This is a genomic window from Streptomyces sp. NPDC096205 (assembly GCF_044763135.1).
Taxonomy (GTDB): domain Bacteria; phylum Actinomycetota; class Actinomycetes; order Streptomycetales; family Streptomycetaceae; genus Streptomyces.
The window spans coordinates 32,850-58,443 of sequence record NZ_JBIWFS010000009.1 but is presented as its reverse complement, the minus strand read 5'-3'; the positions used below and the strand labels follow the sequence as shown (position 1 = coordinate 58,443).

Here is a 25,594-nt window from a genome sequence, read left to right as displayed (position 1 = left end):
TCACCCAGGGGAATCGCACAGGAACGGAAGGCAATACCGACCATGGCAAGGCAGCAGGCACGACGGACGATCCATGCAGACGGCGAGTGGTACGACGCGCTCTCCGGAGCCACCCGCGAGATCGTCGACCCGGCGGACGGCCGGCCCTTCGACGTCGTCGCGGAGGGTGACGAGAGGGACGCGGACCGCGCCGTCGAGGCGGCCCGCCGCGCCTTCGACGGCGGACAGGGCGCCTGGCCCCGCACCTCCGCCGCCGAGCGGGCCGCCCTGCTGCGGCGCGTCGCCGACCTGCTCGTGCGCGACCGTGAGCGGCTCGGGCTGCTGGAGAGCCGGGACGCGGGCAAGACCCTCGAAGAGGGCCGCATCGACATCGACTGTGTCGCCGACGCCTTCCGCTACTTCGCCGACCTCGTCGCCGCCGAGGCCCCCGGCCGGGTCGTGGACGCGGGCACCCCGGACGTCCACAGCCTCGTCGTGCACGAGCCCGTCGGCGTGTGCGCGCTGATCACCCCCTGGAACTACCCCCTGCTCCAGGCCAGTTGGAAGATCGCGCCCGCCCTGGCGGCCGGCAACACCTTCGTCGTCAAGCCCAGCGAGATCACCCCGCTGACGACCGTCGCCCTGATCGACCTGCTCGCGGAGGCCGGCCTGCCCGCCGGGGTCGCCAATATCGTCACCGGCCCCGGCCACACGGTCGGCGCCCGCCTCGCCGAGCACCCCGACGTCGACCTGGTCTCCTTCACCGGTGGCCTGGTGAGCGGCGTCAAGGTGGCCCAGGCGGCCGCCGTGTCGGTCAAGAAGGTCGCCCTCGAACTCGGCGGCAAGAACCCCAACGTCGTCTTCGCCGACGCCTGCGCCACCGACGAGGGCTTCGACACCGCGGTCGACCAGGCCCTCAACGCCGCCTTCATCCACAGCGGCCAGGTCTGCTCGGCCGGCTCCCGCCTCATCGTCGAGGAGTCGGTCAGGGACCGCTTCGTCGCCGAACTCGCCGAGCGCGCGGGGCGTATCCGCCTCGGCCGCGGCACCGACGGCGGCGTCGAGTGCGGCCCGCTCGTCTCCGAGCAGCAGCGCGCCAAGGTCGAGGCGTACGTCGCCTCCGCGCTGGAGGAGGGCGCGGTGCTGCGGACCGGCGGCAAGCGCCCCGAGGGGCCCGGGTACTTCTACGAGCCGACCGTCCTCGACGGATGCCACCGCGGGATGAAGGTCGTCCGCGAGGAGATCTTCGGCCCGGTCCTCACCGTCGAGACCTTCCGCACCGAGGACGAGGCCGTCGCCCTCGCCAACGACACCGAGTACGGCCTGGCCGGCGCGGTGTGGACGGCGGACGCGGGCCGCGCCCGGCGCGTCGCGGGCCGGCTGCGGCACGGCACCGTCTGGATCAACGACTTCCACCCCTACCTGCCCCAGGCGGAGTGGGGCGGCTTCGGCCGCAGCGGCGTCGGCCGCGAGCTGGGCCCGTCCGGGCTCGCCGAGTACCGCGAGAGCAAGCACGTGTACCAGAACCTCGCGCCGAGCCCGGTGCGGTGGTTCCGGGGCTGACATGGCGCCGCCGACAGTGCCTCGGTTCGTCGTTTGGCGTCTGCGGCGCCGTTGTGGCTGATCGCGCAGTTCCCCGCGCCCCTTGGGGGCGTGTCCGTCACCCCCCCCTCAAGCCTGATCCCCCTGGAGTACCACCCCATGTCCAACAACCCCCACGAGTACGACTACGTCGTCGTCGGCGGCGGCACCGCAGGCTCCGTCATCGCCTCCCGTCTGACCGAGAACCCCGACGTCACCGTCGCCGTCATCGAGGGCGGCCCCAGCGACGTCGGCCGCGACGACGTGCTGACCCTGCGCCGCTGGATGGGCCTGCTCGGTGGCGAACTCGACTACGACTACCCGACGGTGGAGCAGCCCCGCGGCAACTCCCACATCCGGCACAGCCGCGCCCGCGTGCTCGGCGGCTGCTCCTCGCACAACACCCTCATCTCCTTCAAGCCGCTCCCGTCCGACTGGGACGAGTGGGAGGCGGCCGGCGCCAAGGGCTGGGGCGCCGTCCCGATGGAGGCCTACTTCGCGCGGCTGAAGAACAACATCGTCTCCGTCGACGAGAAGGACCGCAACGCCATCGCCCGCGACTTCGTGGACGCCGCCCAGGCGGCGCTCGGAGTACCCCGCGTCGAGGGCTTCAACAAGCAGCCCTTCACCGAGGGCGTCGGCTTCTTCGACCTCGCCTACCACCCCGAGAACAACAAGCGGTCCTCGGCGTCGGTGGCGTATCTGCACCCGGTGATGGACGAGCGCGCCAACCTGACCGTGCTGCTGGAGACCTGGGCGTACAAGCTCGAACTCACCGACGGCCGGGTCGAGGGCGTCCATGTGCGCACCAAGGACGGCGAGGAACTGCTGGTCCGGGCCCGCCGCGAGGTCGTCCTGTGCGCGGGCGCGGTCGACTCGCCCCGGCTGCTGCTGCACTCGGGCATCGGCCCGCGCGAGGACCTCCAGGCGCTCGGCATACCCGTGGCGCTCGACCTGCCCGGCGTCGGCGAGAACCTCCTCGACCACCCCGAGTCGGTGATCGTGTGGGAGACGAACGGGCCCATCCCGGAGAACTCCGCGATGGACTCCGACGCGGGCCTGTTCGTGCGCCGCGACCCCGAACACCAGGGCCCCGACCTGATGTTCCACTTCTACCAGATCCCCTTCACGGACAACCCGGAGCGGCTCGGCTACGAACGCCCCGCCCACGGCGTCTCCATGACCCCCAACATCCCCAAGCCCAGGAGCCGGGGCCGGCTGTACCTCACCAGCGCCGACCCGGCCGTCAAGCCCGCGCTGGACTTCCGCTACTTCACCGACGAGGACGACTACGACGGCCGCACCCTCGTCGACGGCATCCGCATCGCCCGCGAGATCGCGAAGGCCGAGCCGCTGGCCGGCTGGCTCAAGCGCGAGGTGTGCCCCGGCCCCGACGTCACGAGCGACGAAGAACTGAGCGAGTACGCCCGTAAGGTCGCGCACACCGTGTACCACCCGGCGGGCACCTGCCGTATGGGCGCCGCCGACGACGAACTGGCCGTCGTCGACCCCGAGTTGCGCATCCGCGGACTGGACGGCATCCGCATCGCCGACGCGTCCGTGTTCCCGACCATGACCGCCGTCAACCCGATGATCGGCGTGCTCATGGTCGGGGAGAAGGCCGCCGAGCTGATCGGTGGTGATGCGTGATGAGTACTCCCAGCACCCCTGGTACCCCCAGTACCCCCGTGTTCTCCGTGGACGGGCTGTGGAAGGTGTTCGGCCCCAAGGCCGAGCGCGTCCCCGCCGACCCCGAGCTGGCCGCCCTCGACCCCGCCGAGCTGCGCGCCCGCACCGGCTGCACCGCCGCCGTCCGGGACGTGTCCTTCGACGTCCGCAAGGGCGAGGTCTTCGTCGTCATGGGCCTGTCCGGCTCCGGCAAGTCCACCCTGGTGCGCTGTCTGACCCGGCTGATCGAGCCGACCGCCGGCTCCCTCGCCATCGACGGCGAGGACGTCCGCGCCATGGACGCCGCCCGGCTGCGCGACCTGCGCCGCCACCGCGCCGCGATGGTCTTCCAGCACTTCGGCCTGCTGCCGCACCGCACCGTCCTCGACAACGTGGCGTACGGCCTGGAGATCCAGGGCGTCGGCAAGGCCGAACGCCGGGCGAAGGCCGCCGAGTTCGTCGCCAAGGTCGGCCTGGAGGGCCTCGAACAGCGCAGGCCCGGCCAGCTGTCCGGCGGCCAGCAGCAGCGCGTCGGCCTCGCCCGGGCGCTGGCCGTCGACCCGGAGGTGCTGCTGTTCGACGAGCCGTTCAGCGCGCTGGACCCGCTCATCCGGCGGGACATGCAGGAGGAGGTCGTCCGCCTGCACCGCGACGAGGGCCGCACGATGGTCTTCATCACCCACGACCTGAACGAGGCGCTGCGCCTCGGCGACCGCATCGCCCTGATGCGCGACGGCCGCGTGGTCCAGCTCGGCACCCCCGAGGAGATCGTGGGCTCCCCGGCCGACGACTACGTCCGCGACTTCGTGCGTGACGTGCCGCGCGAGCAGGTCATCACCGCCCGTACGGCCATGCGCCCGGCGTCGGCCGACGAGGCGGGCTCCGGCCCGGCGGTGGCGCCCGGCGCGACGGTTGCCGAGGCCATCGAGGCCGTGGCACGGGCGGGGGAGCCGGCCAGGGTCGTGGAGCAGGGCCGCTGCCTGGGCGTGGTGGACCACGAGCGGCTGCTGGGTGTGGTCGCCGGTGTCACCACAGGCGGCCCGGCCCAGGGGATACCCGCCCCGCGCCCCGACGCGGAGAACGCGGAGGTCGTCTGATGGCCACCCTCACCGCGACACCCCCGCGCAGCGTCCCCACACTCCTGCGCCACCGCGGCATCGCCAAGCTGGTCCTGCTCGCGCTCGCCGCCGCCGTCCTGGTCCCGCTGGCCGTCACCCGCTGGCCGGGCGCGACCTGGCCCGCGGCCCTCACGGTCGACCTCGACAAGCCGCTGACCGGCGCGGGCGAGTGGATCATCGACCACCGCGACAGCCACCCGGTGTTCCTCTACGGCCTCGGCCACGTCAGCAACGCCGTCGTCCTCGCCGTACGCGCCGTCTACCTCGGCCTCCTCGCCGCGGGCTGGGCCGGGGTCACCGCGCTCGGCGCGTTCGTCGCCTGGCGGGTGGCGGGCGTCCGGCTCGCGCTCGGCACGGCGGCGGCCTTCCTGGCCTGCGGCGCGCTCGGCATGTGGGTGCCGACGATGCAGACCCTCGCCCTGATGACCGTGGCGGTGCTCGCCTCCGTCGTCGTGGGCGCGGCTCTCGGGCTCGCCGGCGGCCTGTCCGACCGGCTGCACCGCGCCCTGCGCCCGGTGCTCGACACCATGCAGGTGCTGCCGGCCTTCGCCTACCTCCTGCCCGTCGTGCTGGTCTTCGGCATCGGCGTGCCCGCCGCTGTCCTCGCCACCGTCGTCTACGCCGCCCCGCCCATGGCGCGCCTGACCGCGCTCGGTCTGCGCGGCGCCGACGGCGGGGTGCTGGAGGCGGTCGACTCGCTGGGCGCCACCGCGCGCCAGCGGCTGCTGACCGCCCGGATCCCGCTGGCCCGCAGGGAACTGCTCCTCGGCCTCAACCAGACGATCATGATGGCGCTGTCCATGGCCGTCATCGCCTCCGTGATCGGCGCCGGCGGCCTCGGCGACCGCGTCTACCAGGCGCTCGCCTCCGTCGACGTCGGCGCGGCCCTCGCGGCCGGCATCCCCATCGTGCTGCTCGCGGTCGTCCTGGACCGGGTGACCGCGGCCGCGGGCCACAGCGACTCCCGGCCGACCCGGAAGGGATGGCCGTACGCCCTTATCGGCGCGGTCGGGATCGCGGTCGCCGGGCGGCTCATGGGCCGCCTGGAGTGGCCCGAGACCTGGGCGCTGGACATCGCCGGGCCGGTCAACCGCGCGGTCGACTGGATGACCGCGCACCTGTACTCGGGCGTGCCCGTGGTCGGCGGCACCGCCGACTGGGCGGGCCGGTTCACCACCTGGGTGCTCGACCCGCTGCGCGACGGCCTGCTGTGGCTGCCCTGGTGGGCGGTCCTGCTGGTGGTGGCCGCCCTGGCCTGGCTGATCGGCACCTGGCGCACCGCCCTGACCGCGACCACCGCCATGGCCGCCATCGGTGTGCTGGGCGTGTGGGAGCCCGCCCTGGACACCCTCTCCCAGGTGCTCGCGGCCGTCGCCGTCACCCTGGTCCTCGGCTTCGCCGTCGCCGTCGCGGCCGCCCGCAGCGAGCGGGTGGAGAAGCTGCTGCGGCCCGTGCTGGACGTGTTCCAGACGATGCCGCAGTTCGTGTACCTGATCCCGGTCGTCGCCCTGTTCGGCGTCGGCCGCGCCCCGGCCGTCGCCGCCGCGGTCGTCTACGCGCTGCCCGCCGTCGTCCGGATCACCGCACAGGGCCTGCGCCAGGTCGACCCGGCCGCGCTGGAGTCCTCGCGCTCGCTCGGCGCGACCGGCTGGCAGCAGCTGCGGCAGGTCCAGCTGCCGCTGGCCCGGCCCGCGTTGCTGCTCGCCGTGAACCAGGGCGTCGTCCTGGTCCTCGCCGTCGTCATCATCGGCGGCCTGGTGGGTGGCGGAGCGCTCGGCTACGACGTCGTCTTCGGGCTCGCCCAGGGCGACCTGGCCACCGGCCTCGTCGCGGGCGCCGCCATCGTCTGCCTGGGCCTGATGCTCGACCGCGTGACCCAGCCGACCGAGCGGCGCGCGAAGAAGGGAGCCTGACATGCGTATCCGTATTCTCGCCGCCTCGGTGGGCGCGCTCGCGCTGCTCACCGGCTGCGGCGCCGCCGACATGACCAAGCAGGCCTCGCCCTTCGCGAACGCCGAGGGCGCCAAGACCGTCACCCTGTCCGTGCAGTCCTGGGTCGGGGCGCAGGCGAACGTGGCCGTCGCCCAGTACCTGCTGGAGCACGAGCTCGGCTATCGCGTCGACACCGTCCAGGTCGACGAGGTGCCCGCGTGGGACGCCCTCAGCCAAGGCCGCGTCGACGCCATCCTGGAGGACTGGGGCCACCCCGACCAGGAACAGCGGTACGTCAAGGACAAGAGGACCATCGCGCCCGGCGGCGACCTCGGCGTCACCGGGCACATCGGCTGGTACGTGCCGACCTACTTCGCCGAGCAGCACCCGGACGTCACCGACTGGAAGAACCTCGACAAGTACGCCGGGCAGATGCGCACCCCGGAGAGCGGCGGCAAGGGCCAGCTCCTGGACGGCTCCCCGTCGTACGTCACCAACGACAAGGCACTGGTGAAGAACCTCGACCTGGACTACCAGGTGGTGTTCGCCGGCTCCGAGGCCGCGCAGATCACGCAGATCCAGCAGTTCGCCAAGGCGAAGAAGCCCTTCCTCACCTACTGGTACGCACCCCAGTGGCTGTTCGAGAAGGTGCCCATGACCGAGGTGAAGCTGCCCGCGTACAAGGACGGCTGCGACGCCGACCCCGAGAAGGTCGCCTGCGCCTACCCGCACACCCCGCTGCAGAAGTACCTCAACTCCGACTTCGCGCGCGACGGCGGACAGGCCGCCGCCTTCCTGAAGAAGTTCCGGTGGACCACCGAGGACCAGAACGCGGTGTCCCTGATGATCGCCGACCAGAAGCTCACGCCCGAGGAGGCGGCGAAGAAGTGGGCGGACAGCCACGAGTCGACGTGGCGGGCGTGGCTGTCCTGACGGTCATTTCACGGGCCTGACGGTCACTTCACGGGCCTGACGGTCATTTCACGAGCCGTACGGTCACTTCAGGAGCCTGACGGTCACTTCGCGAGGCCGGCCGCGATCTGCCGCAGGGCCGCGGTCGCCTGCCGCTGGAGTCCGGGCCCGAACGTGACCCGGGTGGCCCCTCGTTCGCCGAGCTCGGCGGGGGAGGGGCCGTCGGCCTGGCCGATCGGCGCGTACATGTTCAGCGGGCCCTGGATTCCCGACCGCAGCAGCGGCAGCACGTCCAGCGGCGCGGCGATCGGGTACACGCAGTCGGCACCCGCGGCGACGTACAACGCGGCCCGCGCGATGGCCTGTTCGGGGTCGCGGTCGCCGTGCAGGAACACATCGACACGGGCGTTCACGAACAGCTGGTCGGCAGCCGCGGCGCGCACCTCGGCGAGCCGGTCGGCGTGCGCCCGCGGGTCCTTGAGGACACCGCCCTCGGAGTCCTCCAGGTTGCAGCCCACGGCCCCCGCCTCCAGCAGCCGCTCCACCAGCTCCTTCGGCGCGAGCCCGTAGCCGCCCTCGACGTCCGCGGACACCGGCACGTCCACGGCCCGCGCGATCCGCGCGACCGCCGCGAACATCTCGTCGGCCGGCGTCTCCCCGTCCGCGTACCCGAGCGAGGCGGCGACCCCCGCGCTGGGCGTGGCCAGCGCGGGGAAGCCCGCCTCCGCGAAGACCCGGGCGCTCGCCGCGTCCCAGGGGCCTGGCAGGACGAGCGGGTCGGTGGGGGAGGGCCGACGGTGCAGGGCGCGGAAGACGGCGGCCTTGTCCTGTCGGGCGCTCACTGCTTGGGCCTCGCCGGCTCGTAGTGGCCCGGCACCAGCCGACAGGTCACGCCGAACCTGTTCCAGGCGTTGATGACCGTGATCACGGCGATCAGCTGGGCCAGCTCCGCCTCCTCGAAGTGCTTGGCCGCCCGCTCGTACACCGCGTCCGGCACGAAACCGTCGGTCAGCACCGTCACCGCCTCGGTCAGCGCGAGCGCCGCCAGCTCCCTCTCGGTGTAGAAGTGCTCGGACTCCTCCCAGGCGCTGAGCTGGACGATCCGCTCCACGCTCTCGCCCGCCGCGAGCGCCTCCTTGCTGTGCATGTCGACGCAGAAGGCGCAGTGGTTGATCTGCGAGGCGCGGACCTTGACCAGCTCCACCAGCGTCGGGTCGAGGCCCTTCTTGGCGGCCACCTCCAGCCGGACCATGGCCTTGTAGACATCGGGGGCGTGCTCGGTCCAGGCCAGCCGGGCGGGGCGTTCGGGGGCGTATTCGGTGTTCGTCGTCATGTCCTCGACCCTAGGAGCGAGGCAGCCCAGGAGTATGGTCCATTTTCATGGCGAGATCTTGGGCCACTTTCGGCATCGACCTGCATCTGGAGCCCGCGGGGCCGGGCCTGCGGCGCGGACTGACCGACGCCCTGCGCGAGGCCGTGCGCACCGGGCGGCTCGCGCCCGGCACCCGGCTGCCGTCCTCCCGCGCGCTCGCCGCCGACCTCGGCATCGCCCGCAACACCGTCGCCGACGCCTACGCCGACCTCGTCGCCGAGGGCCGGCTCACCGCCCGGCAGGGCTCGGGCACCCGCGTCGCCGACCGCGCCGCACCCCCGGCCGCCGCCGCGCCGCCGCATCCCCACCGGGTCCCCGGCCGGCCCCGCTACGACCTCAAGCCCGGCACCCCCGACCTCGCCTCCTTCCCCCGCGCCGCCTGGCTCAAGGCCACCCGCCGCGCCCTGGCCGCCGCCCCGCACGACGCGTTCGGCTACGGCGACCCGCGCGGCCGCATCGAGCTGCGCACCGCCCTCGCCGACTACCTCTCCCGCGCCCGCGGCGTCCGCACCGACCCCGACCGCATCGTCGTCTGCGCCGGCTTCGCCCAGGGCCTGCGCCTCCTGACCGAGACCCTGCACCGCCGGGGCGTCACCTCCCTGGGCGTGGAGTCGTACGGCCTCGACGTCCACTGGGACCTGGCCGAACGGGCGGGACTCCGCACGGTCCCGCTGCCGCTGGACACGCACGGCACGGTCACGGCCGGGCTTGGGGGCGAGGGACTTGCTGGGGGTGGCTCGGGTGTTGGCGCGGCCGGTGCGGGTGCCGGTGCCGACGGCGGTTCGGGTGCGGGCGGTGGGTCCGGTGCGGGGGATGGCCGGCGCTCGGGCCGCGAGTCCGGGGCCGGGGCCGGGGTCGGCATGGGCGGTCGGCCCGGTCGCCGGGGCGGCCCGGGCCGGGGTCGCGGCTCCGGTCCCGAGGGCGGCGTGGGCTTGGGCGACAGGTCCGGTGCCGGTAGCGGCGTGGGCTTGGGCGACAGGTCCGGTGCCGGTAGCGGCGTGGGCGTGGCCGGTCCGCCCGGTGCCGGGGGTGCCGTGTTGCTCACCCCCGCCCACCAGTTCCCCATGGGCCTCGCCCTGCGCCCCGATCGCCGGGCCGCGCTCGTCGACTGGGCCCGCCGCACGGGCGGGCTGATCCTGGAGGACGACTACGACGGGGAGTTCCGCTACGACCGCCGCCAGCCCGTCGGCGCGCTCCAGGACCTGGACCCCGAGCATGTCGCCTACATGGGCACCGCCAGCAAGTCCCTCGCGCCCGGGCTGCGGCTCGGCTGGCTGGTGCTGCCGCAGGCGCTCGTGGCGGAGGTGGCCGACCTCGGCGGGGCCCGCGCGACCGGGGTCGTGGAACAGCTCACCCTCGCCGAGTTCATCGCCTCCGGCGCCTACGACCGCCATCTGCGGGCCGCCCGGCTGCGCTACCGGCGCCGCCGCGACGCCCTCGTCGCCGCGCTCGCCGAACGCGCCCCCGAGGTGACCGTCACCGGCATCGCGGCCGGACTGCACGCCGTGCTCCGACTGCCGCCCGGCACCGAGCAGTCCGTCGTCCGCGCCGCCGCCTGGCACGGCCTCGCCGTGCACGGACTGTCGCGCTACCGCCACCCCGACGCCCGCGTCGACCCCCTCGACGCCCTCGTCATCGGCTACGGCACCCCGCCCGACTCCGCCTGGGCCGGAACCCTCGACGCGCTGTGCGCGGCCCTCCCGTAAGGTGTTCGCGCACGGGAACGAACTCTCGGGGGAGACACAGGACATGGCACGGACTCGACGACGGCTGCGCTCCAGCACGGTCGTCCTCGGCGGCATGGGCGTCGTCGCGGCGGCCCTCACCTCCTGCGGCTCCGACCCCGACCGTCGCTGCGTGGACCGCGACAGCTACGACTACCTCAACGGCTACAAGATCGTCGCCGACAGCAACTGCAAATCGGGCACGTCGGGTTCGTCGTACGGAAAGAGCGGCAAGGGCGGCAAGTCCGGCAAGGCGGGTGCCCGGGACGCGGCCTGGTACTACGACGCCGAGGTCGACGACGGCTACGCCGACTACGGCACCTTCAGCCGCAGCGAGGCCGTCGACCGGGGCGGCTTCGGCTGCTCGGGCTCCGGCAGCGGCGGCGGCTGACCCCCGCACGGACGCCGACCATGGAACGCAGGACCATCGAACCCCGCCCCGGCTGGCAGCAGACCGTCGAGGAGCAGGGCCTGATCTACCCCCTGACCCGCTACCCCGACGACTCCCTGCGCCCCTACTGGGACGAGAGCGCCTACTACGTCTTCTCCCTGGAAGAGGTCGAGGCGCTGGAGGAGGTCGTCGAGGAACTCCACGGCATGTGCCTCACCGCCGCGGACCACATCGTCCGCGAGGACCGCCTCGCCGACCTCGGCATCACCGACCCGCGCGTCGCCGCCGCCGTCAAGGAATCCTGGCGCCGCCGCGCCGAACTCCCCTGCGTCTACGGCCGTTTCGACCTCCGCCACGACGGCACCGGCCCCGCCAAACTGCTGGAGTACAACGCCGACACCCCCACCTCCCTGGTGGAGGCGGCCAGCCCCCAGTGGTTCTGGATGGAGGAGCGCTTCCCCGGCGCCGACCAGTGGAACTCCCTGCACGAACGCCTCGTCGCCGCCTGGAAACGGCAGGCCGCCCTGCTGCCCCCGGGCAGCCCCCTGTACTTCGCGCACTCCAGCGCCGACGAGCTCGGCGAGGACCTGATGACGGTCGCCTATCTGCGGGAGACCGCGGAACAGGCCGGCCTCGCCACCGAGTGGATCTCCATGGAGGACATCGGCTGGGACCGCCTCTCCGGCCGTTTCGTCGACAAGCGGCTGCGTTTCATCCGCAGCGTCTTCAAGCTCTACCCCTGGGAGTGGCTCACCACCGACCGCTTCGCCGGCCATGTCCTGGACACCCTCGACAACGGCGGCGGCACCGGCTCCACCCTGTGGATCGAACCGGCCTGGAAGATGCTGCTCAGCAACAAGGCTCTGCTGGCCATCCTCTGGGAGCTGTTCCCCGGCCACCCGAACCTCCTCCCTGCGTATCTCGACGGCCCCCGCGAACTGGCGGCGACGACCGGCTACGTCGCCAAGCCCCTGCTGGGCCGCGAAGGCGCGGGCGTCACCGTGCACACCCCCGGCGCCGACCCCGTCCTGCGCGACGAGCCCTGCTGCTACCAGCAACTCGCCCCGCTGCCCGCCTTCGACGGCAACCACGTCGTCCTCGGTGCCTGGGTCGTCGAGGACGAGGCCGCCGGACTCGGCATCCGCGAGTCGTCGGGCCTGGTGACGGACGAGTACGCGCGCTTCCTGCCCCACGTGATTCTCTGAGGTACACGGCTCGTGCGTGTCTAGCTCGCATGGTGGACGCCCGGGCGGCACGCTCATGACCGACCGGTAGGCTGGGGCCGGGCCGTGACTGGCGCGCTGGGATGGGATGGACCATCGGGGAGCGGCCTGCGATCAAGTGCCGTGCGCCTGGGCCACCCGTGAACCGTGAACGCACACGCCCGGAGGCCGACATGCCAGAGCAGCAGCCCCTCTCCACCGAGTCCACCGCCTTCCGCGCCGCCCTCGACGTGATCCGCGCCGTCGAGCCGCGCGTCGCCGACGCCATCGGCCAGGAGGTGCACGACCAGCGCGAGATGCTCAAGCTGATCGCCTCCGAGAACTACGCCTCCCCGGCGACGCTCCTCGCCATGGGCAACTGGTTCAGCGACAAGTACGCCGAGGGCACCGTCGGCCGCCGCTTCTACGCCGGTTGCCGCAACGTCGACACCGTCGAGGCCCTCGCCGCCGAGCACGCCCGCGAACTCTTCGGCGCCCGCCACGCCTACGTCCAGCCGCACTCCGGCATCGACGCCAACCTCGTCGCCTTCTGGGCCGTCCTCGCCGACCGCGTCGAGGCACCCTTCCTGGAGAAGACCGGCGTCCGCCAGATCAACGACCTCTCCGAGGCCGACTGGGCCACCCTGCGCCACGCCTTCGGCAACCAGCGCATGCTCGGCATGTCGCTGGACGCCGGCGGCCACCTCACCCACGGCTTCCGCCCGAACATCTCCGGCAAGATGTTCGACCAGCGCTCCTACGGCACCGACCCGGCGACCGGCCTCATCGACTACGAGGCCCTGCGCGCCCAGGCCCGTGAGTTCAAGCCGCTGATCATCGTCGCCGGCTACTCGGCCTACCCGCGCCTGGTCAACTTCCGGATCATGCGCGAGATCGCCGACGAGGTCGGGGCGACCCTGATGGTCGACATGGCCCACTTCGCGGGCCTCGTCGCCGGCAAGGTCCTCACCGGCGACTGCGACCCGGTCCCGCACGCCCAGATCGTCACCACCACCACCCACAAGTCCCTGCGCGGCCCGCGCGGCGGCATGGTCCTGTGCGACGACTCCCTCAAGGACCAGGTCGACCGCGGCTGCCCGATGGTGCTCGGCGGCCCGCTCCCGCACGTCATGGCCGCGAAGGCGGTGGCCCTCGCCGAGGCCCGCCGGCCCTCCTTCCAGGACTACGCCCAGCGCATCGTCGACAACTCCCGGGCGCTCGCCGAGGGTCTGATGCGACGCGGCGCCACCCTGGTGACCGGCGGCACCGACAACCACCTCAACCTCATCGACGTCGCCACCTCCTACGGCCTCACCGGCCGCCAGGCCGAGCAGGCCCTCCTCGACTCCGGCATCGTCACCAACCGCAACGCCATCCCGGCCGACCCCAACGGCGCCTGGTACACCTCCGGCATCCGCATCGGCACCCCCGCCTTGACCACCCGTGGCCTGGGCACCGCCGAGATGGACGAGGTGGCCGGTCTCATCGACCGCGTCCTGACCGCCACCGAGCCCGGCACCACCAAGTCCGGCGCCCCCTCCAAGGCGGCCCACGTCCTCGACGCGAAGGTCTCCGACGAGATCTCCCACCGCGCCACCGACCTCGTGGCAGGCTTCCCGCTCTACCCGGAGATCGACCTCGGCTGATCCGGCACCGGCACGGGCACGGGCCCGCGGCTCACAGGTCGATCAGCTCCTGCCGAGGCTCTCCCCGCGGCGGTCCGGGCTCCTGCCGGGCCGCCGCGCGGCGTCTCAGCAGCGACCCGCCGCACCCCACCGCCAGGCCGACGCCCAGCCTTCCGCTCCCCGACCCCCTAGGTCGGCGCCCGCTTCAGCGACCCGGCGATCTCCACCGCCCGCTCCCGCGACGCCACGCCCTCCAGCCGCAGGGTCGTGTCGCCGCCCCGGCTCCACAGCAGGGTGGGACCCGAGGTCCGCTCCTCGCGGGTGAACCGGCCCCGGTCGTCCTCGAGCCAGAAGTCGAGCAGATGGGCGCGCGGGAACCACAACGCCGAGTCGCCGTCGACCCGCACCCACTGGACCGGCTGCGGCACCGCTTTGGCGAAGCCGACGTCCAGATGCGCGGGGAACTCGTCCAGCCGTACCGTCCGGCCCTCCACCCGCCAGCACAGGGTCACCAGGAACCGCCCCCGCGGCTCCCGGCTCACCGACACCGCGCCCGGATCGCCCAGCGCCTCGGGCACCAGCGGCTCGAAGCCCGCCTGCCGGGCGGCCTCCCGCAGCGACACCGGCCGCCCGCAGCCGGGCACCTCGGCGCCGGGGGAGGGAGAGGCCGACGGGTCGTACCGCACCTCCACCCCGGCGAAGTCGAACCAGTCCAGGACCGCCGCCCGGACCGGAGGCGTGAGCGCCAGCACCGTGAGCAGCCCGCACAGCACCGCCGTCAGGGACCGGCGGCGGGCCCGCGCCCAGCGGCGCGCCGCCCGTATCCGCTCCACCGGCCCGGTCGGCTCGGCCACCGGCACCGGCAGCCGCTCGGCGAGTATCTGCGCCAGCACCCGCTCGGCCATCGACTCCGACCCGGACGGCTGCTCCAGGGACCGGCCCAGATCCCGCAGCTCCTCCGGCAGCCGGGAGACCTCCCCGTCACGCCGGTCGCGGGCCCGGGCGTCGCCGCCCTGGCCGTCGTAGGCATGCCGCCCGTCCTCCCGTGCGTCAGCCACGCTCTTCACCTCCTCTCCCGGCCTCTCTCCCGGTAGCTCTTCCGATTCCTCTCCCGCCCTCCCCGGGCCGGAAGTCCGGCAGCAGCCGGCCCAGCTTGCGCAGGGCGCGGTTCAGGCGGGATTTCACTGTGCCGCGGGGCCAGCCCAGGGCCTGGGCCGTCTCCGGCTCGTCCATCTCCAGCAGATAGCGGTAGGTGACGACCAGACGGTGTTCCTCGCTCAGCTTCTCCAGGGCGGCCAGCAGGGCCGTGCGCCGCTCGGTCTCCAGGGTGGCGACCGCCGGGTCCGCCGATTCCGGTATCAGCGGCTCGGCCTCGGCGAGGGCCGCCTCTCGGCCGGCGAGCGTGCGCTGCCGGGCCGCCGTCCGCACTGTGTTCCTCGTCTCATTGGCGACGATCGACAGCAGCCACGGCTTGAACTGCGCGCCGTCCCGGAACCGGCCCAGCGCGCAGTACGCCTTGACGAACGCCTGCTGCACCACGTCCTCCGCGTCCGCACCGGCCCCGAGCGCCGCGGCCGCTCGCAGCGCGATGCCCGTATGGGCACGCACCAGCTCCGCGTACGCCTCCGGCTCTCCGGCGCGTACCCGGGCGATCACCGCGGCCTCATCGACGATGCGGCCCCCCTCCCGCGTCTTCACACTCTTGGTACACCGCCCGGGACCGATCGGTTCCCACCACTTTCCGCCCTGTCCCCGACCGCTCCCCGCGACCTGAGAGAATGGTGGGCATGGCCTCTGATCGACCTCGCGTGCTCTCCGGGATCCAGCCCACGTCAGGCTCGTTCCACCTCGGCAACTACCTCGGAGCCGTCCGCCAGTGGGTGGCGCTGCAGGAGTCCCACGACGCGTTCTACATGGTCGTGGACCTGCACGCGATCACGGTTCCGCAGGACCCGAAGGAGCTGCGCGCCAACACCCGGCTCGCCGCGGCGCAGCTGCTCGCCGCCGGACTCGACCCCGAGCGCTGCACGCTGTTCGTCCAGAGCCATGTGCCCGAGCACGCCCAGCTCGCCTGGATCATGAACTGCCTCACCGGCTTCGGCGAGGCCTCCCGCATGACCCAGTTCAAGGACAAGTCCGCCAAGCAGGGCGCCGACCGCGCGTCGGTCGGCCTGTTCACGTACCCCGTCCTCCAGGTCGCCGACATCCTGCTCTACCAGGCCAACGAGGTCCCGGTGGGCGAGGACCAGCGCCAGCACATCGAGCTGACCCGCGACCTCGCCGAGCGGTTCAACGGCCGCTTCGGGGACACCTTCACGATCCCCAAGCCGTACATCCTCAAGGAGACGGCGAAGATCTACGACCTTCAGGACCCGGCGATCAAGATGAGCAAGTCGGCGTCCACGCCGAAGGGTCTCATCAACCTCCTCGACGAGCCGAAGGCCACCGCCAAGAAGGTCAAGAGCGCGGTCACCGACACCGACACGGTGATCCGCTACGACGCCGAGGCCAAGCCGGGCGTGAGCAACCTCCTGTCGATCTACTCGACCCTCACCGGGACGGGAATCGCCGAACTGGAGGAGAAGTACGTCGGCAAGGGCTACGGTGCGCTCAAGACGGACCTCGCCGAGGTCGTGGTCGACTTCGTGACGCCGTTCCGGGAGCGGGCCCAGAGCTACCTGGACGACCCGGAGACGCTCGACTCGATCCTGGCCAAGGGCGCGGAGAAGGCGCGTGCCGTCGCGGCGGAGACGCTGGCGCAGGCCTACGACCGGGTGGGTTTCCTGCCGGCCAAGCACTGAGCCGGGACCGGGGCGCACCACCGCACACCCGTACGACCGGGCAGAGCGCTGCACATCACTGTGGCTGCGCCTGCCCGCGGCACAGTCGTGGCCGTACAGTCGATAACCGGGGCCCGCAGCAGACGCAGTACACGCAGCACAGGCAGTACACGCACTACGACACGACGACAGGAGACGACGTGGGGACCGTAACGATCGGTGTGTCGATCGCGGTCCCGGAGCCTCACGGCAGCCTGCTCCAGGAGCGGCGCGCGGGCTTCGGCGACGCCGCGGCTCACGGAATCCCCACGCACGTCACCCTGCTGCCGCCGACCGAGGTGGGGTCCGGTGACCTGCCGGCCGTCGAGGCGCACCTGACGGGTGTCGCCGCGGCCGGCCGCCCCTTCCCCATGCGGCTGTCCGGCACCGGCACCTTCCGGCCGCTGTCGCCGGTGGTGTTCGTCAACGTCGTCGAGGGCGCCGAGGAGTGTGCCCGGCTCCAGCAGCAGGTGCGCGACGCCTCCGGCCCTGTCGCGCGCGAGCTGCAGTTCCCGTACCACCCGCACGTCACCGTGGCGCACGGCATCGACGAGCCGTCCATGGACCGCGCGTTCGAGGAACTCGCCGACTACGAGGCCGCCTGGCCCTGCACCGGCTTCGCGCTCTACGAGCAGGGCCCGGACGGCGTGTGGCGCAAGCTGCGCGACTACCTCTTCGGCGGTTCCGTCGTGCCGCAGCAGGCCGGCGCGGCCTCGCTCGAGCAGGGCTCCCTGCCCGCGCACTGACCCACCCGCGCGCGGGTCACAGCGGCAGCCGCCGGAACACCCCGCGCGGCAGGTGCCGTACCGCCGCCATCACCACCCGCAGCGCCCCCGGCACCCACACCGTCTCCGAGCGCCGCCGCAGCCCCAGTTCGACGGCCGTCGCCACCTCCTCCGCGGTGGTGGACAGCGGAGCCTCGACACGGCCGTACGTCGACTTCGTCCGCACGAATCCGGGGCGTACGACCATGACGTGCACGCCGGTGCCGTGCAGGGCGTCGCCCAGGCCCTGGGCGAAGGAGTCCAGGCCGGCCTTGCTGGAGCCGTAGATGAAGTCGGCGCGACGGGCGCGTTCGGCGGCGACGGAGGAGAGCACGACCAGGGAGCCGTGGCCCTGGTCCTGCAGGGCGCCGGCGGCGATCAGGCCGGCCGAGATGGCGCCGGTGTAGTTGGTCTGCGCGACGCGCACCGCGGCGGCCGGTTCGCGCTCGTCGCGCGCCTGGTCGCCCAGGACTCCGAAGGCGACCAGCACCATGTCGATGTCGCCCTCGGCGAACACCTTGCCGAGCACGGCCTCGTGGCTGTCGGGGTCGAGCGCGTCGAAGGCGACCGTACGCGCGTCGGCGCCGAGCACGCGCAGGCTCTCGGCGGCCGCCTCCAGGGCCGGGGAAGGGCGTCCGGCGAGCCACACCGTACGGGTGCGGCGGGCGATCAGACGGCGGGTGACGGCCAGCGCGATCTCGGACGTACCGCCGAGGACGAGCAGGGACTGGGGCAGACCAGGGGCGTCCTTCACGACAGCGTGCATGTCGGCGACCGTAGTGCCTCAAGGTGCCCGACCGGTTCGAGAACATCCCCCCGCTCCCCGAAATGGCGGACGAAATCCCTGCGCTTTTGGGGTACTCGCACACATCGGTCTCCCGCGCGGAGGGCAGAGTCGGATCATGGACTGGCTGAAGAAGCTCCCCGTCGTCGGACCGGCGTTCAACCGGCTGACGGCAACGCACGCCTGGCGGTCGTACGAACGGCTGGACCGGGTGAAGTGGACGCGGCTGGCGGCCGCGATGACGTTCGTGAGCTTCGTCGCGCTCTTCCCGCTGCTGACGGTGGCCGCCGCGATCGCCGCGGCGGCCCTCGACAAGGACGGCCAGCGGGAGCTGGAGGGCAAGATCGCCGACCAGGTGCCCGGGATCTCCGACCAGTTGGACATCGGCGCCCTGGTCGACAACGCCGGCACGGTCGGCCTCATCGCCGGCGCCGTGCTGCTGTTCACCGGCATCGGCTGGGTCGGCCAGATGCGCGACTGTCTGCGCGCGGTGTGGGAGCTGCCGGACAGCGAGGAGAACCCGATCCTGAGCAAGGCCAAGGACGCCGGGGTGCTGTTCGGCCTGGGCGGCGCCCTGCTGGTGACCCTGGGCGCCTCCACGGTCGCCTCGGCACTGGTGGGCTGGATCGTCGACCGGCTGGGCATCGAGCGGGGCGGGATCGGCAGCGTCCTGCTGTACCTCGCCGCGTTCGCCGTCGCGGTGCTGGCCGACTTCCTGGTCCTCCTCTACGTCCTCACCCTGCTGCCGGGCGTCGAACCGGAGCGCCGCCGTCTGCTGGTCGCCGCGCTGATCGGCGCGGTCGGCTTCGAGCTGCTGAAGCTGCTGCTCAGCGGCTACATCCAGGGCATCGCCGCGAAGAGCATGTACGGCGCGTTCGGCGTCCCCGTCGCCCTGCTGCTGTGGATCAACCTCACGTCGAAACTGGTGCTGTTCTGCGCCGCCTGGACGGCGACGCAGAGCAAAGAGCAGGAGCTGGAACCGGAACGGGAACGGGAACGGGAACGGGAACGGGAACGGGGAGAAGAACAGCAGCTCAGCGACGACGGCGCACCAGGTCCGGCAGCGGCCAGCGGCGGTTGACCAGGAACACTCCGGCCGCCAGCAGCGCCAGCACCCCGCCCGTGATCGCCAGGGCGACACCCACCCCGCCCGAGCCGCCGTCGGCCGCCGCGCCGACGGCCGCCTGCTTGCCGGCGCCCGAGCCGGACCCGCTGTCCGTTCCCGAACCGGAGCCGTCCCCCGAGCCGCCGCCCGCCTCGCCGGAGGCGTTCGCGCCGGGCTGGGCACCCGCCCCCGCCGCGCCCTTCGGCGGCACCAGCTCACCGACCGGCTGCACCTTGCCGGCCGCGCGGAAGCCCCAGTCGAAGAGCCGGGCGGTCTCCTTGTAGACCTCGTTGTGGTCGTCCTTCGCCGGGTTCATCACCGTGACCAGCAGCACCTTGCCGCCCCGCTCGGCGACACCGGTGAAGGTGGCGCCCGCGTTGGTGGTGTTGCCGTTCTTCACGCCCGCGATGCCCCGGTACTGGGAGATGTCGTAGTCGCCCGTCAGCAGCCGGTTGGTGTTCTGGATCTCGAAGGAGGGCCGGACGAGCCTGCCCTTCTTGTTCTTGGTCGTCTCGCCGGGGAATTTCGCCCGCGCGGTCGAGCAGTACTCGCGGAAGTCCTTCTTCTGCAGCCCGGAACGGGCGAACAGCGTCAGGTCGTACGCGGAGGAGACCTGCCCCGGGGCGTCGTAGCCGTCCGGGCTGACCACGTTGGTGTCCAGGGCCTGGAGCTCCTCGGCGTGCCGGTTCATCTCGGCGACGGTGGCGTCGACGCCGCCGTTCATCGCGGACAGCACGTGCACGGCGTCGTTGCCGGAGCGCAGGAACACCCCGAGCCACAGGTCGTGGACGGAGTAGGTCTCGTCCTCCTTTATGCCGACCATGCTGGAGCCGGCGCCGACGCCCGCGAGGTCGGAGGGCACCACCTTGTGCCGGTCGGTGCGCGGGAACTTCGGCAGCAGCGTGTCCGCGAACAGCATCTTCAGCGTGCTGGCCGGGGCGAGCCGCCAGTGCGCGTTGTGCGCGGCGAGCACCTCACCGGACTCCGCGTCGGCCACGATCCACGACCGCGCGGTGATGCCCTTGGGCAGCACCGGGACACCGGGCGCCAGCTCCACCTGGGTGCCGGGTTCGCCGAGCCGGGCGCCGCCGACCTTCGACATGTCCGCCGGAGGGGTGGCCGAAGGGCTCACCGAGGGGCTCGGCGACGGCTTCGGCGCGGCCACGGCGGCGGGCGCGGCCAGCGGCAGGGACAGCAGGGCGGCGGAGGTGACCAGCAGGGATCGCCTGACGGTCTTCTTGGGTGCGGGCACGACCGAGAAAGTACATGCACGGGAAGACGATGTCCCGCCCGCCTCCCCACCCCGGCCGAGGAACCCACCGGCCGGCGGCGATACTGGAGCCATGAAACTCAGCCGCCCCGTCTCCTGGTTCCTGCTCGCGTTCGGGGTCTGGAGCTGGGTCATCTGGATCACTTTCGTCAAGAACCTCGTCAAGGACGGCAGCGGGCTCGCCTTCGAGGACGGCGACCCGACGGCGTACTTCTGGGTGCACCTGCTGCTGGCCGTCGTCTCCTTCGTATTGGGGACGGTCGTCGGGGGCATCGGGTTGCGCGGTCTGCGCGCACTGCGCCGAACCTCATAGAGACCTCATCGATCTCACCCACAACCGGATCAGGGGCACGACAGCGTGATCATCGTCTTCGCACTGCTCGCACTCGGCGTCATGATCGTCGCCAACTGGTACCTGTGGCGCCGCCTGTTCCGGGACACCACCGCAGGCCCCGGCTGGGTGCGCCGGGCGGGTGCGGTCCTGATCGCGGGCGGCTGGGCGCTGTGCATCGGCGCGCTGGTGGCCGAGCGCACGCAGGCGCCGTTCTGGCTCCAGCGGACCCTGGCCTGGCCGGGCTTCCTGTGGATGGCGCTCGCCATATACCTCCTGCTGGCCGTGGTCGTGGGCGAGGCCGTACGGCCGCTGCTGCGACGCGCGCTGGAACGCCGTACGCCCGAGGTGCCCGTACGACGCACGGAACCGGAACCCGCGACGGTCGGCGCGCCGCCGCGTGGACCCGAGCCCGAGCCGGTGACCGCGCCCGAGGCCCCGGCGCCCTCCCGCCGCCTGTTCGTCTCCCGCGTCGTCGCCGGAGCCGCAGCCGCGGCCGCCGTCGGAACCGTCGGATACGGCACGTACGGCGTGCTGCGCGGCCCCGGCGTGAAGCGGGTCACCGTGCCGCTGGCCAGACTCCCGCGGGCCGCGCACGGCTTCCGGATCGCGGTCGTCAGCGACATCCACCTCAGCCCCGTCCTCGGCCGCGGTTTCGCGCAGAAGGTCGTCGACACCATCAACTCCACCCAGCCCGACCTGATCGCGGTGGTCGGCGACCTCGTCGACGGCAGCGTGGCCGACCTCGGTCCGGCCGCGGCCCCGCTCGCCGGGCTCGAAGCGCGGCACGGGGCGTATTTCGTCACCGGAAACCACGAGTACTTCTCCGGCGCCGGCCAGTGGATCGAGGAGGTACGGCGGCTCGGGATGCGCCCGCTGGAGAACTCCCGCACCGAACTGCCGTACTTCGACCTCGCCGGCGTCAACGACATCGCCGGCGAGAGCGAGGGCCAGGGCCCCGACTTCGCGCGCGCCCTGGGCGACCGCGACCGTACGCGCGCGTGCGTGCTGCTCGCCCATCAGCCGGTGCAGATCCACGAGGCCGTCGAGCACGGCGTCGACCTCCAGCTCTCCGGCCACACCCACGGCGGCCAGCTCTTCCCCGGCAACCTCATCGCCGGTGCGGCGAACCCGACGCTGGCGGGCCTGGACCGCTACGGCGACACGCAGTTGTACGTCTCCCGCGGCGCGGGCGCGTGGGGGCCGCCCACGCGCGTGGGCGCGCCCTCGGACATCACGGTCGTGGAACTGGCGTCCAAGCAGGCCTGACGGCGTCCCGGACCTGGTGGGGGACACCGCGCCGAACTTTGGCCGAGAACCGCCTGGGAAACGTTCCCGTAACGACTCGCGACAATTTCTTCCTCAACTTCCCAGATCACTCTTCCGCCCGCTCAGGCCCGTGTGGTTGATTGAGCCCGGCCACTGGGGAGGTGGCTTCGTGTTGCCTGGGGAGGGGAACCGGTGCGCTCGGTTCGCATGCGGATTCTCGTGTCGCTGCTGGTCGTGGCGGCTGCGGGAGTGGGTGGCTGGCAGTTGCTGCCGCTACAGGACGACAGGGACGACGCCATCGCGGTCGGCACCACGGACGCCGTGACGTCGCTCGACCCGGCGGGGGCGTACGACGCCGGATCGTGGGCCCTGTTCAGCAACGTGTTCCAGTCACTGCTGACCTTCGAGCCGGGCGGCGCCGAACCTGTGCCGGACGCGGCGGAGGAGTGCGACTTCGCCGGCACGGACCTGCGCACCTACCGCTGCACGCTGCGCGAGGGCCTGAAGTTCCCCAGCGGGCGCGAGATGACCGCGAAGGACGTGAAGTTCTCCTTCGACCGGCTGCGCACGATCGACTCGGACGTCGGCCCCGCGTCGCTGTTCACCACGCTGAAGTCCGTCGACGCGGACGGCCGTACGGTGACATTCCGGCTGTCCTCCTCGGACGCCACCTTCCCGTTCAAGGTGGCCACCGGCGCGGGCGCGATCGTCGACAGCACCAAGTACCCGGCCGACGCCCTGCGCGAGGACGACGCCGTCGACGGCACGGGACCGTACGAGCTGACCTCGTACACCAAGGGCAGCCGCGCGGTCCTCACGCCCAACGACGACTACCGCGGCGCGCTGAAGGAGACCGGCAAGCCGGTCGAGCTGCGCTACTTCGGCGACTCCGAGGCGCTGGACCAGGCCTGGAAGGGCAAGCGGATCGACGTGGCCGCGCGCCAGCTGCCGCCGAAGGTGCTGTCCGCGCTGTCCGCGAGCGACCCGGACATGCGGGTCTCCGAGGCCGACGGCTCCGAGACCCGCAACCTGTACCTCAACACCCGCAAGGGCAGGGCGCTGCACGACGTGCGCGTCCGGCAGGCCATGGCCTGGCTGATCAGCCGCGAGGACCTCGCCGTCAACGTCTACGACGGGACGGTCGACCCCCTCTACTCGCTGATCCCGGCCGGCATCCTCGGTCACACCACGTCCTTCTTCGACACCTACCCCGAGCAGAGCGCCGCCAAGGCCCGCGCCCTGCTCACCGAGGCCGGCGTGGACCTCCCGGTCCGCTTCACCTACGGCTACGGCAAGGGACGCGGCGCCGCGGAGGCCGAGGCCAAGGCGATCGAACGGCAGCTGGAGAAGGACGGCCTGTTCCAGGTCACGCTCAAGGGCTACGAGTGGACCGACTTCCAGAAGCAGTGGGCGGGCGGCCGGCTCGACGCGTACGCCGTCGGCTGGGTCGCCGACTACCCCGACGCGGACACCTTCGGCGCCCCGCTGGTCGGCACCGACGGCACCATGAACACCGGCTACTCCTCCAAGGAGGTCGACGCGCTGATCCAGGCGACCCAGCGCTACGCCGACCGCGGCCAGGTCGCCGACGACTTCAAGGACCTTCAGCAGACGATCGCCGAGGACGTGCCGGTCATCCCGCTGTGGCAGGGCAAGGAGTACGTCGTCGCCAGCGTGGACGTCGGCGGCGGCCAGTACCTCTCCGACGGCACGGGCGTGTTCCGTCTGTGGCGCCTGACCTGGATCTGACCGGCCCTCACCCGTCGCCGCGCCCGGTGGGCCCCTTGCCCGCCGGGTCCGGCACCATCCGGGTCATCCCCGGCAGGAAGTCGGTGAACAGCTCGTGCACCTCGCGCACGAGCGGGCGCAGCACGCGGAAGCGGGCCAGGGAGACGCCGCGGGCGGTGAGACGGGCGCCCCGCTCGGCCAGCTTGTAGCTGCGCTCCCGCCCGGCCGTGCGATCGAAGATCCAGTACAGGACCAGGCCCATCTGGGAGAGCCACATCAGTTCGGGGAGGATGTCCCGCAGCTCGTCCGGGACCTTGGTCTTCGTCGCGCCCCTCAGCACCTCCCGGTGGACGCTGATCGCCTCCACGCGCGCGTGCTCCGACTCCGGGGAGAAGGGGCTCAGGGGGCTGTCGGGGTCGGCGGCGTTCTTGAAGAACTGGACGGCGAACTCGTGGTACGGCGTGGCGACGTCCAGCCAGGCCTTCAGCACGCCCGCGAGGCGCGCCTCCAGGTCGGTCTCCCGGGCCAGGACCTCCCGGACCGCCGCCTGGTGCTCGGCGGCGATCCGGTCGTAGAAGCCCTGGATCAGGTGCTCCTTGCCCTCGAAGTAGTAGTACGCGTTCCCGACGGAGACCCCGGCCTCCTTGGCGATGGCCCGCATGGTGGTCTTGTCGTAGCCCCGCTCCTGGAACAGCCGCATGGCCGTCTCCAGGATCAGCGCGCGGGTCTGCTCGGACTTGCTGGGTTCGGGGCTGTCGTTCTTCGGGGGATCGTTCTTCGAGGGCACGGAGCGAGCCTAGCCAGTACGGATCAGGAGGACTGCGCCGCCTGGTAGAGGTTCTGCGCGTCGGTGCCGAAGTACGGCCCGTACATGCGGTTGGGCAGGAAGTTGTACGTGAAGCTGTTCACCGAGGACAGCAGGCCGGCGCCGGTCGCCTCGTCGAACTGGCTGAACCAGGGGCCGCCGCTCGCGCCGCCGGTCATGTTGCAGGCGGTATGCCTCTCACGCGAACACCTTCGGTGGGAGGCGCATGCCCAGCGGGTGTCACAACGCCAACTGACCCGAAGAAGGCCCTACTGCGCGCAGGCCCCGCCCTCGCACCCCGGCCCCGTGTACCTCCAGCCCCACGACGGGTCGTACGACCACCCGTCGGTCCGCCGGTACACCTCGCGGCCCTGCTGGTCGCGGCCCCACCGTCCGTCCCGCCACTTCGCCGCCGCCAGGGCCGCGCCCTTGGCGAGGCGCATCCCGGAGGGGCCGCTCAAGCGGTGGGCCAGCGGCCGGTGTTCGCGCAGAGCCCACAGGACGACGACCCAGGCGGCCGCGCCCTGCCAGAGCTGACCGGTGTCGCCCACGACGGTGATGTCGTCGAGGGTGCCGGCATGGTCGAGGCCGGGGAAGCGCGCGCGGGCCTCGGCCGAGCCGGCCGGGATCAGCTCCAGCGGTACCAACTGCCGCTGCCGGGCGAGCCAGTCGCGCACATGGGCGCACAACGCGCACTCGGCGTCGTAGAGGACGGTGAGCCGGCGGACCGGGACGCGCGCGGCGGCGGCCCGGTCCTGGACGGTCGGCGCCGTGCTCATGCCTGGGCCGTCCAGCCCTGCGGCGCGACCGGCGGCACCTGCTCGCGCTCCATCGCGCCCCGGCGCCGGATCCGGTTGAGGATGTAGACGTTGCCCAGGTGCATGATGCCGAGCACCAGCAGCACCACGCCGAGCTTGGCCGACAGGTTCTCGAAGATGCCGCGGGTGTCGGAGACGTCTCCGCTGTCCGTCATGAAGAGCGCGACGAAGCCCAGGTTCACCAGGTAGAAGCCCACCACCAGAAGGCGGTTGACGGCGTCGGCGAGCTCTTCGTTGCCGCGCAGGACGTCGGCGAGGAAGACCCGCCCGTTGTGGCTGAGCGTGCGGGCCACCCACACCGTGAGGGTGATGCTGACGACCAGATAGATGACATAGGCGATGACCGTGCGGTCCATGGTCTCCCCCTTCTTGAACGCGTTCAAAACGCTGCCAGGGA

24 protein-coding genes, 1 pseudogene and 1 riboswitch are annotated in these 25,594 nt (G+C 72.4%); of the genes and pseudogenes, 15 read left to right on the top strand and 10 right to left on the bottom strand.

Annotation, left to right across the window (positions count from 1 at the left end):
- Nucleotides 1-42 precede the first annotated feature (42 nt).
- From ACIQ6Y_RS29810 to ACIQ6Y_RS29790, 5 genes are all read left to right on the top strand, one after another.
- Nucleotides 43-1,542 (top strand): aldehyde dehydrogenase family protein, encoded by a 1,500-nt coding sequence (locus tag ACIQ6Y_RS29810; protein WP_404043486.1) that lies wholly within the window; start codon nucleotides 43-45, stop codon nucleotides 1,540-1,542.
- Between the two features lie 138 nt (nucleotides 1,543-1,680).
- A complete protein-coding gene (locus ACIQ6Y_RS29805; RefSeq protein ID WP_404043484.1) occupies nucleotides 1,681-3,210 on the top strand; it encodes a GMC family oxidoreductase in 1,530 nt (509 codons plus the stop codon).
- On the top strand, nucleotides 3,210-4,325 hold the full coding sequence (locus ACIQ6Y_RS29800; RefSeq protein ID WP_404043482.1) for a glycine betaine/L-proline ABC transporter ATP-binding protein: 1,116 nt from the start codon (nucleotides 3,210-3,212) through the stop codon (nucleotides 4,323-4,325). The genes ACIQ6Y_RS29805 and ACIQ6Y_RS29800 overlap by 1 nt, the downstream gene beginning before the upstream one ends.
- Nucleotides 4,325-6,259 (top strand): ABC transporter permease subunit, encoded by a 1,935-nt coding sequence (locus ACIQ6Y_RS29795; RefSeq protein WP_404043480.1) that lies wholly within the window; start codon nucleotides 4,325-4,327, stop codon nucleotides 6,257-6,259. Before ACIQ6Y_RS29800 ends, ACIQ6Y_RS29795 begins: the two co-directional genes overlap by 1 nt.
- Before the next feature lies 1 nt (nucleotide 6,260).
- Nucleotides 6,261-7,211, top strand: a complete 951-nt coding sequence (locus ACIQ6Y_RS29790) for an ABC transporter substrate-binding protein (RefSeq protein ID WP_404043479.1) — start codon at nucleotides 6,261-6,263, stop codon at nucleotides 7,209-7,211.
- A gap of 83 nt (nucleotides 7,212-7,294) precedes the next feature.
- On the opposite strand, the gene ACIQ6Y_RS29785 is transcribed toward ACIQ6Y_RS29790, so the two are convergent.
- Entirely contained in the window at nucleotides 7,295-8,032 is a 738-nt protein-coding gene (locus ACIQ6Y_RS29785; protein WP_404043477.1) for an isocitrate lyase/phosphoenolpyruvate mutase family protein, read from the bottom strand.
- The gene (locus tag ACIQ6Y_RS29780) at nucleotides 8,029-8,523 is read right to left on the bottom strand and encodes a carboxymuconolactone decarboxylase family protein (RefSeq protein WP_404043475.1); all 495 of its coding nucleotides are present in this window, start codon (nucleotides 8,521-8,523) and stop codon (nucleotides 8,029-8,031) included. Before ACIQ6Y_RS29780 ends, ACIQ6Y_RS29785 begins: the two co-directional genes overlap by 4 nt.
- Before the next feature lie 47 nt (nucleotides 8,524-8,570).
- Here ACIQ6Y_RS29780 and ACIQ6Y_RS29775 point away from each other — a divergent pair, with 47 nt between their 5' ends.
- From ACIQ6Y_RS29775 to ACIQ6Y_RS29760, 4 genes are all read left to right on the top strand, one after another.
- Nucleotides 8,571-10,268 (top strand): PLP-dependent aminotransferase family protein, encoded by a 1,698-nt coding sequence (locus tag ACIQ6Y_RS29775; protein ID WP_404043473.1) that lies wholly within the window; start codon nucleotides 8,571-8,573, stop codon nucleotides 10,266-10,268.
- A 43-nt stretch (nucleotides 10,269-10,311) separates the two neighbouring features.
- Complete coding sequence (locus ACIQ6Y_RS29770; RefSeq protein WP_404043471.1) at nucleotides 10,312-10,677, top strand: hypothetical protein; 366 nt, start codon at nucleotides 10,312-10,314, stop codon at nucleotides 10,675-10,677.
- A 20-nt stretch (nucleotides 10,678-10,697) separates the two neighbouring features.
- Nucleotides 10,698-11,882, top strand: a complete 1,185-nt coding sequence (locus ACIQ6Y_RS29765; protein WP_404043469.1) for a glutathionylspermidine synthase family protein — start codon at nucleotides 10,698-10,700, stop codon at nucleotides 11,880-11,882.
- A gap of 74 nt (nucleotides 11,883-11,956) precedes the next feature.
- Nucleotides 11,957-12,042, top strand: a riboswitch (ZMP/ZTP riboswitch).
- A 31-nt stretch (nucleotides 12,043-12,073) separates the two neighbouring features.
- Nucleotides 12,074-13,525 carry a glycine hydroxymethyltransferase gene (locus tag ACIQ6Y_RS29760; RefSeq protein ID WP_404043467.1) on the top strand — a complete coding sequence of 484 codons (1,452 nt, stop codon included), beginning with the start codon at nucleotides 12,074-12,076 and terminating at the stop codon, nucleotides 13,523-13,525.
- Nucleotides 13,526-13,692: 167 nt separating this feature from the next.
- On the opposite strand, the gene ACIQ6Y_RS29755 is transcribed toward ACIQ6Y_RS29760, so the two are convergent.
- Together ACIQ6Y_RS29755 and ACIQ6Y_RS29750 are read right to left on the bottom strand one after the other, a co-directional pair.
- Entirely contained in the window at nucleotides 13,693-14,562 is an 870-nt protein-coding gene (locus tag ACIQ6Y_RS29755) for a hypothetical protein (RefSeq protein WP_404043466.1), read from the bottom strand.
- On the bottom strand, nucleotides 14,555-15,202 hold the full coding sequence (locus ACIQ6Y_RS29750) for an RNA polymerase sigma factor (protein WP_404043464.1): 648 nt from the start codon (nucleotides 15,200-15,202) through the stop codon (nucleotides 14,555-14,557). The genes ACIQ6Y_RS29755 and ACIQ6Y_RS29750 overlap by 8 nt, the downstream gene beginning before the upstream one ends.
- Nucleotides 15,203-15,291: 89 nt before the next feature.
- On the opposite strand from ACIQ6Y_RS29750, the gene trpS reads away from it, so the two are divergent.
- Entirely contained in the window at nucleotides 15,292-16,305 is a 1,014-nt protein-coding gene (gene trpS, locus ACIQ6Y_RS29745; RefSeq protein ID WP_404043462.1) for a tryptophan--tRNA ligase, read from the top strand.
- A 179-nt stretch (nucleotides 16,306-16,484) separates the two neighbouring features.
- Nucleotides 16,485-17,069, top strand: coding sequence for a 2'-5' RNA ligase family protein (locus tag ACIQ6Y_RS29740; protein WP_404043460.1), 585 nt, complete (start codon nucleotides 16,485-16,487; stop codon nucleotides 17,067-17,069).
- 16 nt (nucleotides 17,070-17,085) lie between these two features.
- On the opposite strand, the gene ACIQ6Y_RS29735 is transcribed toward ACIQ6Y_RS29740, so the two are convergent.
- A complete protein-coding gene (locus ACIQ6Y_RS29735) occupies nucleotides 17,086-17,841 on the bottom strand; it encodes a decaprenylphospho-beta-D-erythro-pentofuranosid-2-ulose 2-reductase (protein ID WP_404044166.1) in 756 nt (251 codons plus the stop codon).
- A 148-nt stretch (nucleotides 17,842-17,989) separates the two neighbouring features.
- On the opposite strand from ACIQ6Y_RS29735, the gene ACIQ6Y_RS29730 reads away from it, so the two are divergent.
- Nucleotides 17,990-18,952, top strand: coding sequence for a YihY/virulence factor BrkB family protein (locus ACIQ6Y_RS29730; protein ID WP_404043458.1), 963 nt, complete (start codon nucleotides 17,990-17,992; stop codon nucleotides 18,950-18,952).
- Here ACIQ6Y_RS29730 and ACIQ6Y_RS29725 read toward each other — a convergent pair.
- Nucleotides 18,906-20,228, bottom strand: coding sequence for a D-alanyl-D-alanine carboxypeptidase family protein (locus ACIQ6Y_RS29725; RefSeq protein WP_404043456.1), 1,323 nt, complete (start codon nucleotides 20,226-20,228; stop codon nucleotides 18,906-18,908). The genes ACIQ6Y_RS29730 and ACIQ6Y_RS29725 overlap by 47 nt on opposite strands.
- A gap of 91 nt (nucleotides 20,229-20,319) precedes the next feature.
- On the opposite strand from ACIQ6Y_RS29725, the gene ACIQ6Y_RS29720 reads away from it, so the two are divergent.
- The 3 genes from ACIQ6Y_RS29720 (at nucleotide 20,320) to ACIQ6Y_RS29710 (ending at nucleotide 23,595) form a co-directional block, all read left to right on the top strand.
- On the top strand, nucleotides 20,320-20,559 hold the full coding sequence (locus tag ACIQ6Y_RS29720) for an SCO4848 family membrane protein (RefSeq protein ID WP_404043454.1): 240 nt from the start codon (nucleotides 20,320-20,322) through the stop codon (nucleotides 20,557-20,559).
- Nucleotides 20,560-20,604: 45 nt separating this feature from the next.
- Nucleotides 20,605-21,846 (top strand): metallophosphoesterase, encoded by a 1,242-nt coding sequence (locus ACIQ6Y_RS29715; RefSeq protein ID WP_404043452.1) that lies wholly within the window; start codon nucleotides 20,605-20,607, stop codon nucleotides 21,844-21,846.
- A 207-nt stretch (nucleotides 21,847-22,053) separates the two neighbouring features.
- Nucleotides 22,054-23,595 (top strand): ABC transporter substrate-binding protein, encoded by a 1,542-nt coding sequence (locus tag ACIQ6Y_RS29710; protein ID WP_404043450.1) that lies wholly within the window; start codon nucleotides 22,054-22,056, stop codon nucleotides 23,593-23,595.
- Nucleotides 23,596-23,602: 7 nt separating this feature from the next.
- Here ACIQ6Y_RS29710 and ACIQ6Y_RS29705 read toward each other — a convergent pair whose 3' ends face one another.
- The 4 genes and pseudogenes from ACIQ6Y_RS29705 to ACIQ6Y_RS29690 form a co-directional block, all read right to left on the bottom strand.
- Nucleotides 23,603-24,361, bottom strand: coding sequence for a TetR/AcrR family transcriptional regulator (locus tag ACIQ6Y_RS29705; protein ID WP_404043448.1), 759 nt, complete (start codon nucleotides 24,359-24,361; stop codon nucleotides 23,603-23,605).
- A 23-nt stretch (nucleotides 24,362-24,384) separates the two neighbouring features.
- Nucleotides 24,385-24,567: pseudogene (locus ACIQ6Y_RS29700) on the bottom strand (peptidase); the annotation flags it as partial.
- A gap of 81 nt (nucleotides 24,568-24,648) precedes the next feature.
- A complete protein-coding gene (locus ACIQ6Y_RS29695) occupies nucleotides 24,649-25,158 on the bottom strand; it encodes a thiol-disulfide oxidoreductase DCC family protein (protein ID WP_404043446.1) in 510 nt (169 codons plus the stop codon).
- Nucleotides 25,155-25,553 carry a hypothetical protein gene (locus ACIQ6Y_RS29690; protein WP_404043444.1) on the bottom strand — a complete coding sequence of 133 codons (399 nt, stop codon included), beginning with the start codon at nucleotides 25,551-25,553 and terminating at the stop codon, nucleotides 25,155-25,157. The genes ACIQ6Y_RS29695 and ACIQ6Y_RS29690 overlap by 4 nt, the downstream gene beginning before the upstream one ends.
- Nucleotides 25,554-25,594 lie beyond the last annotated feature (41 nt).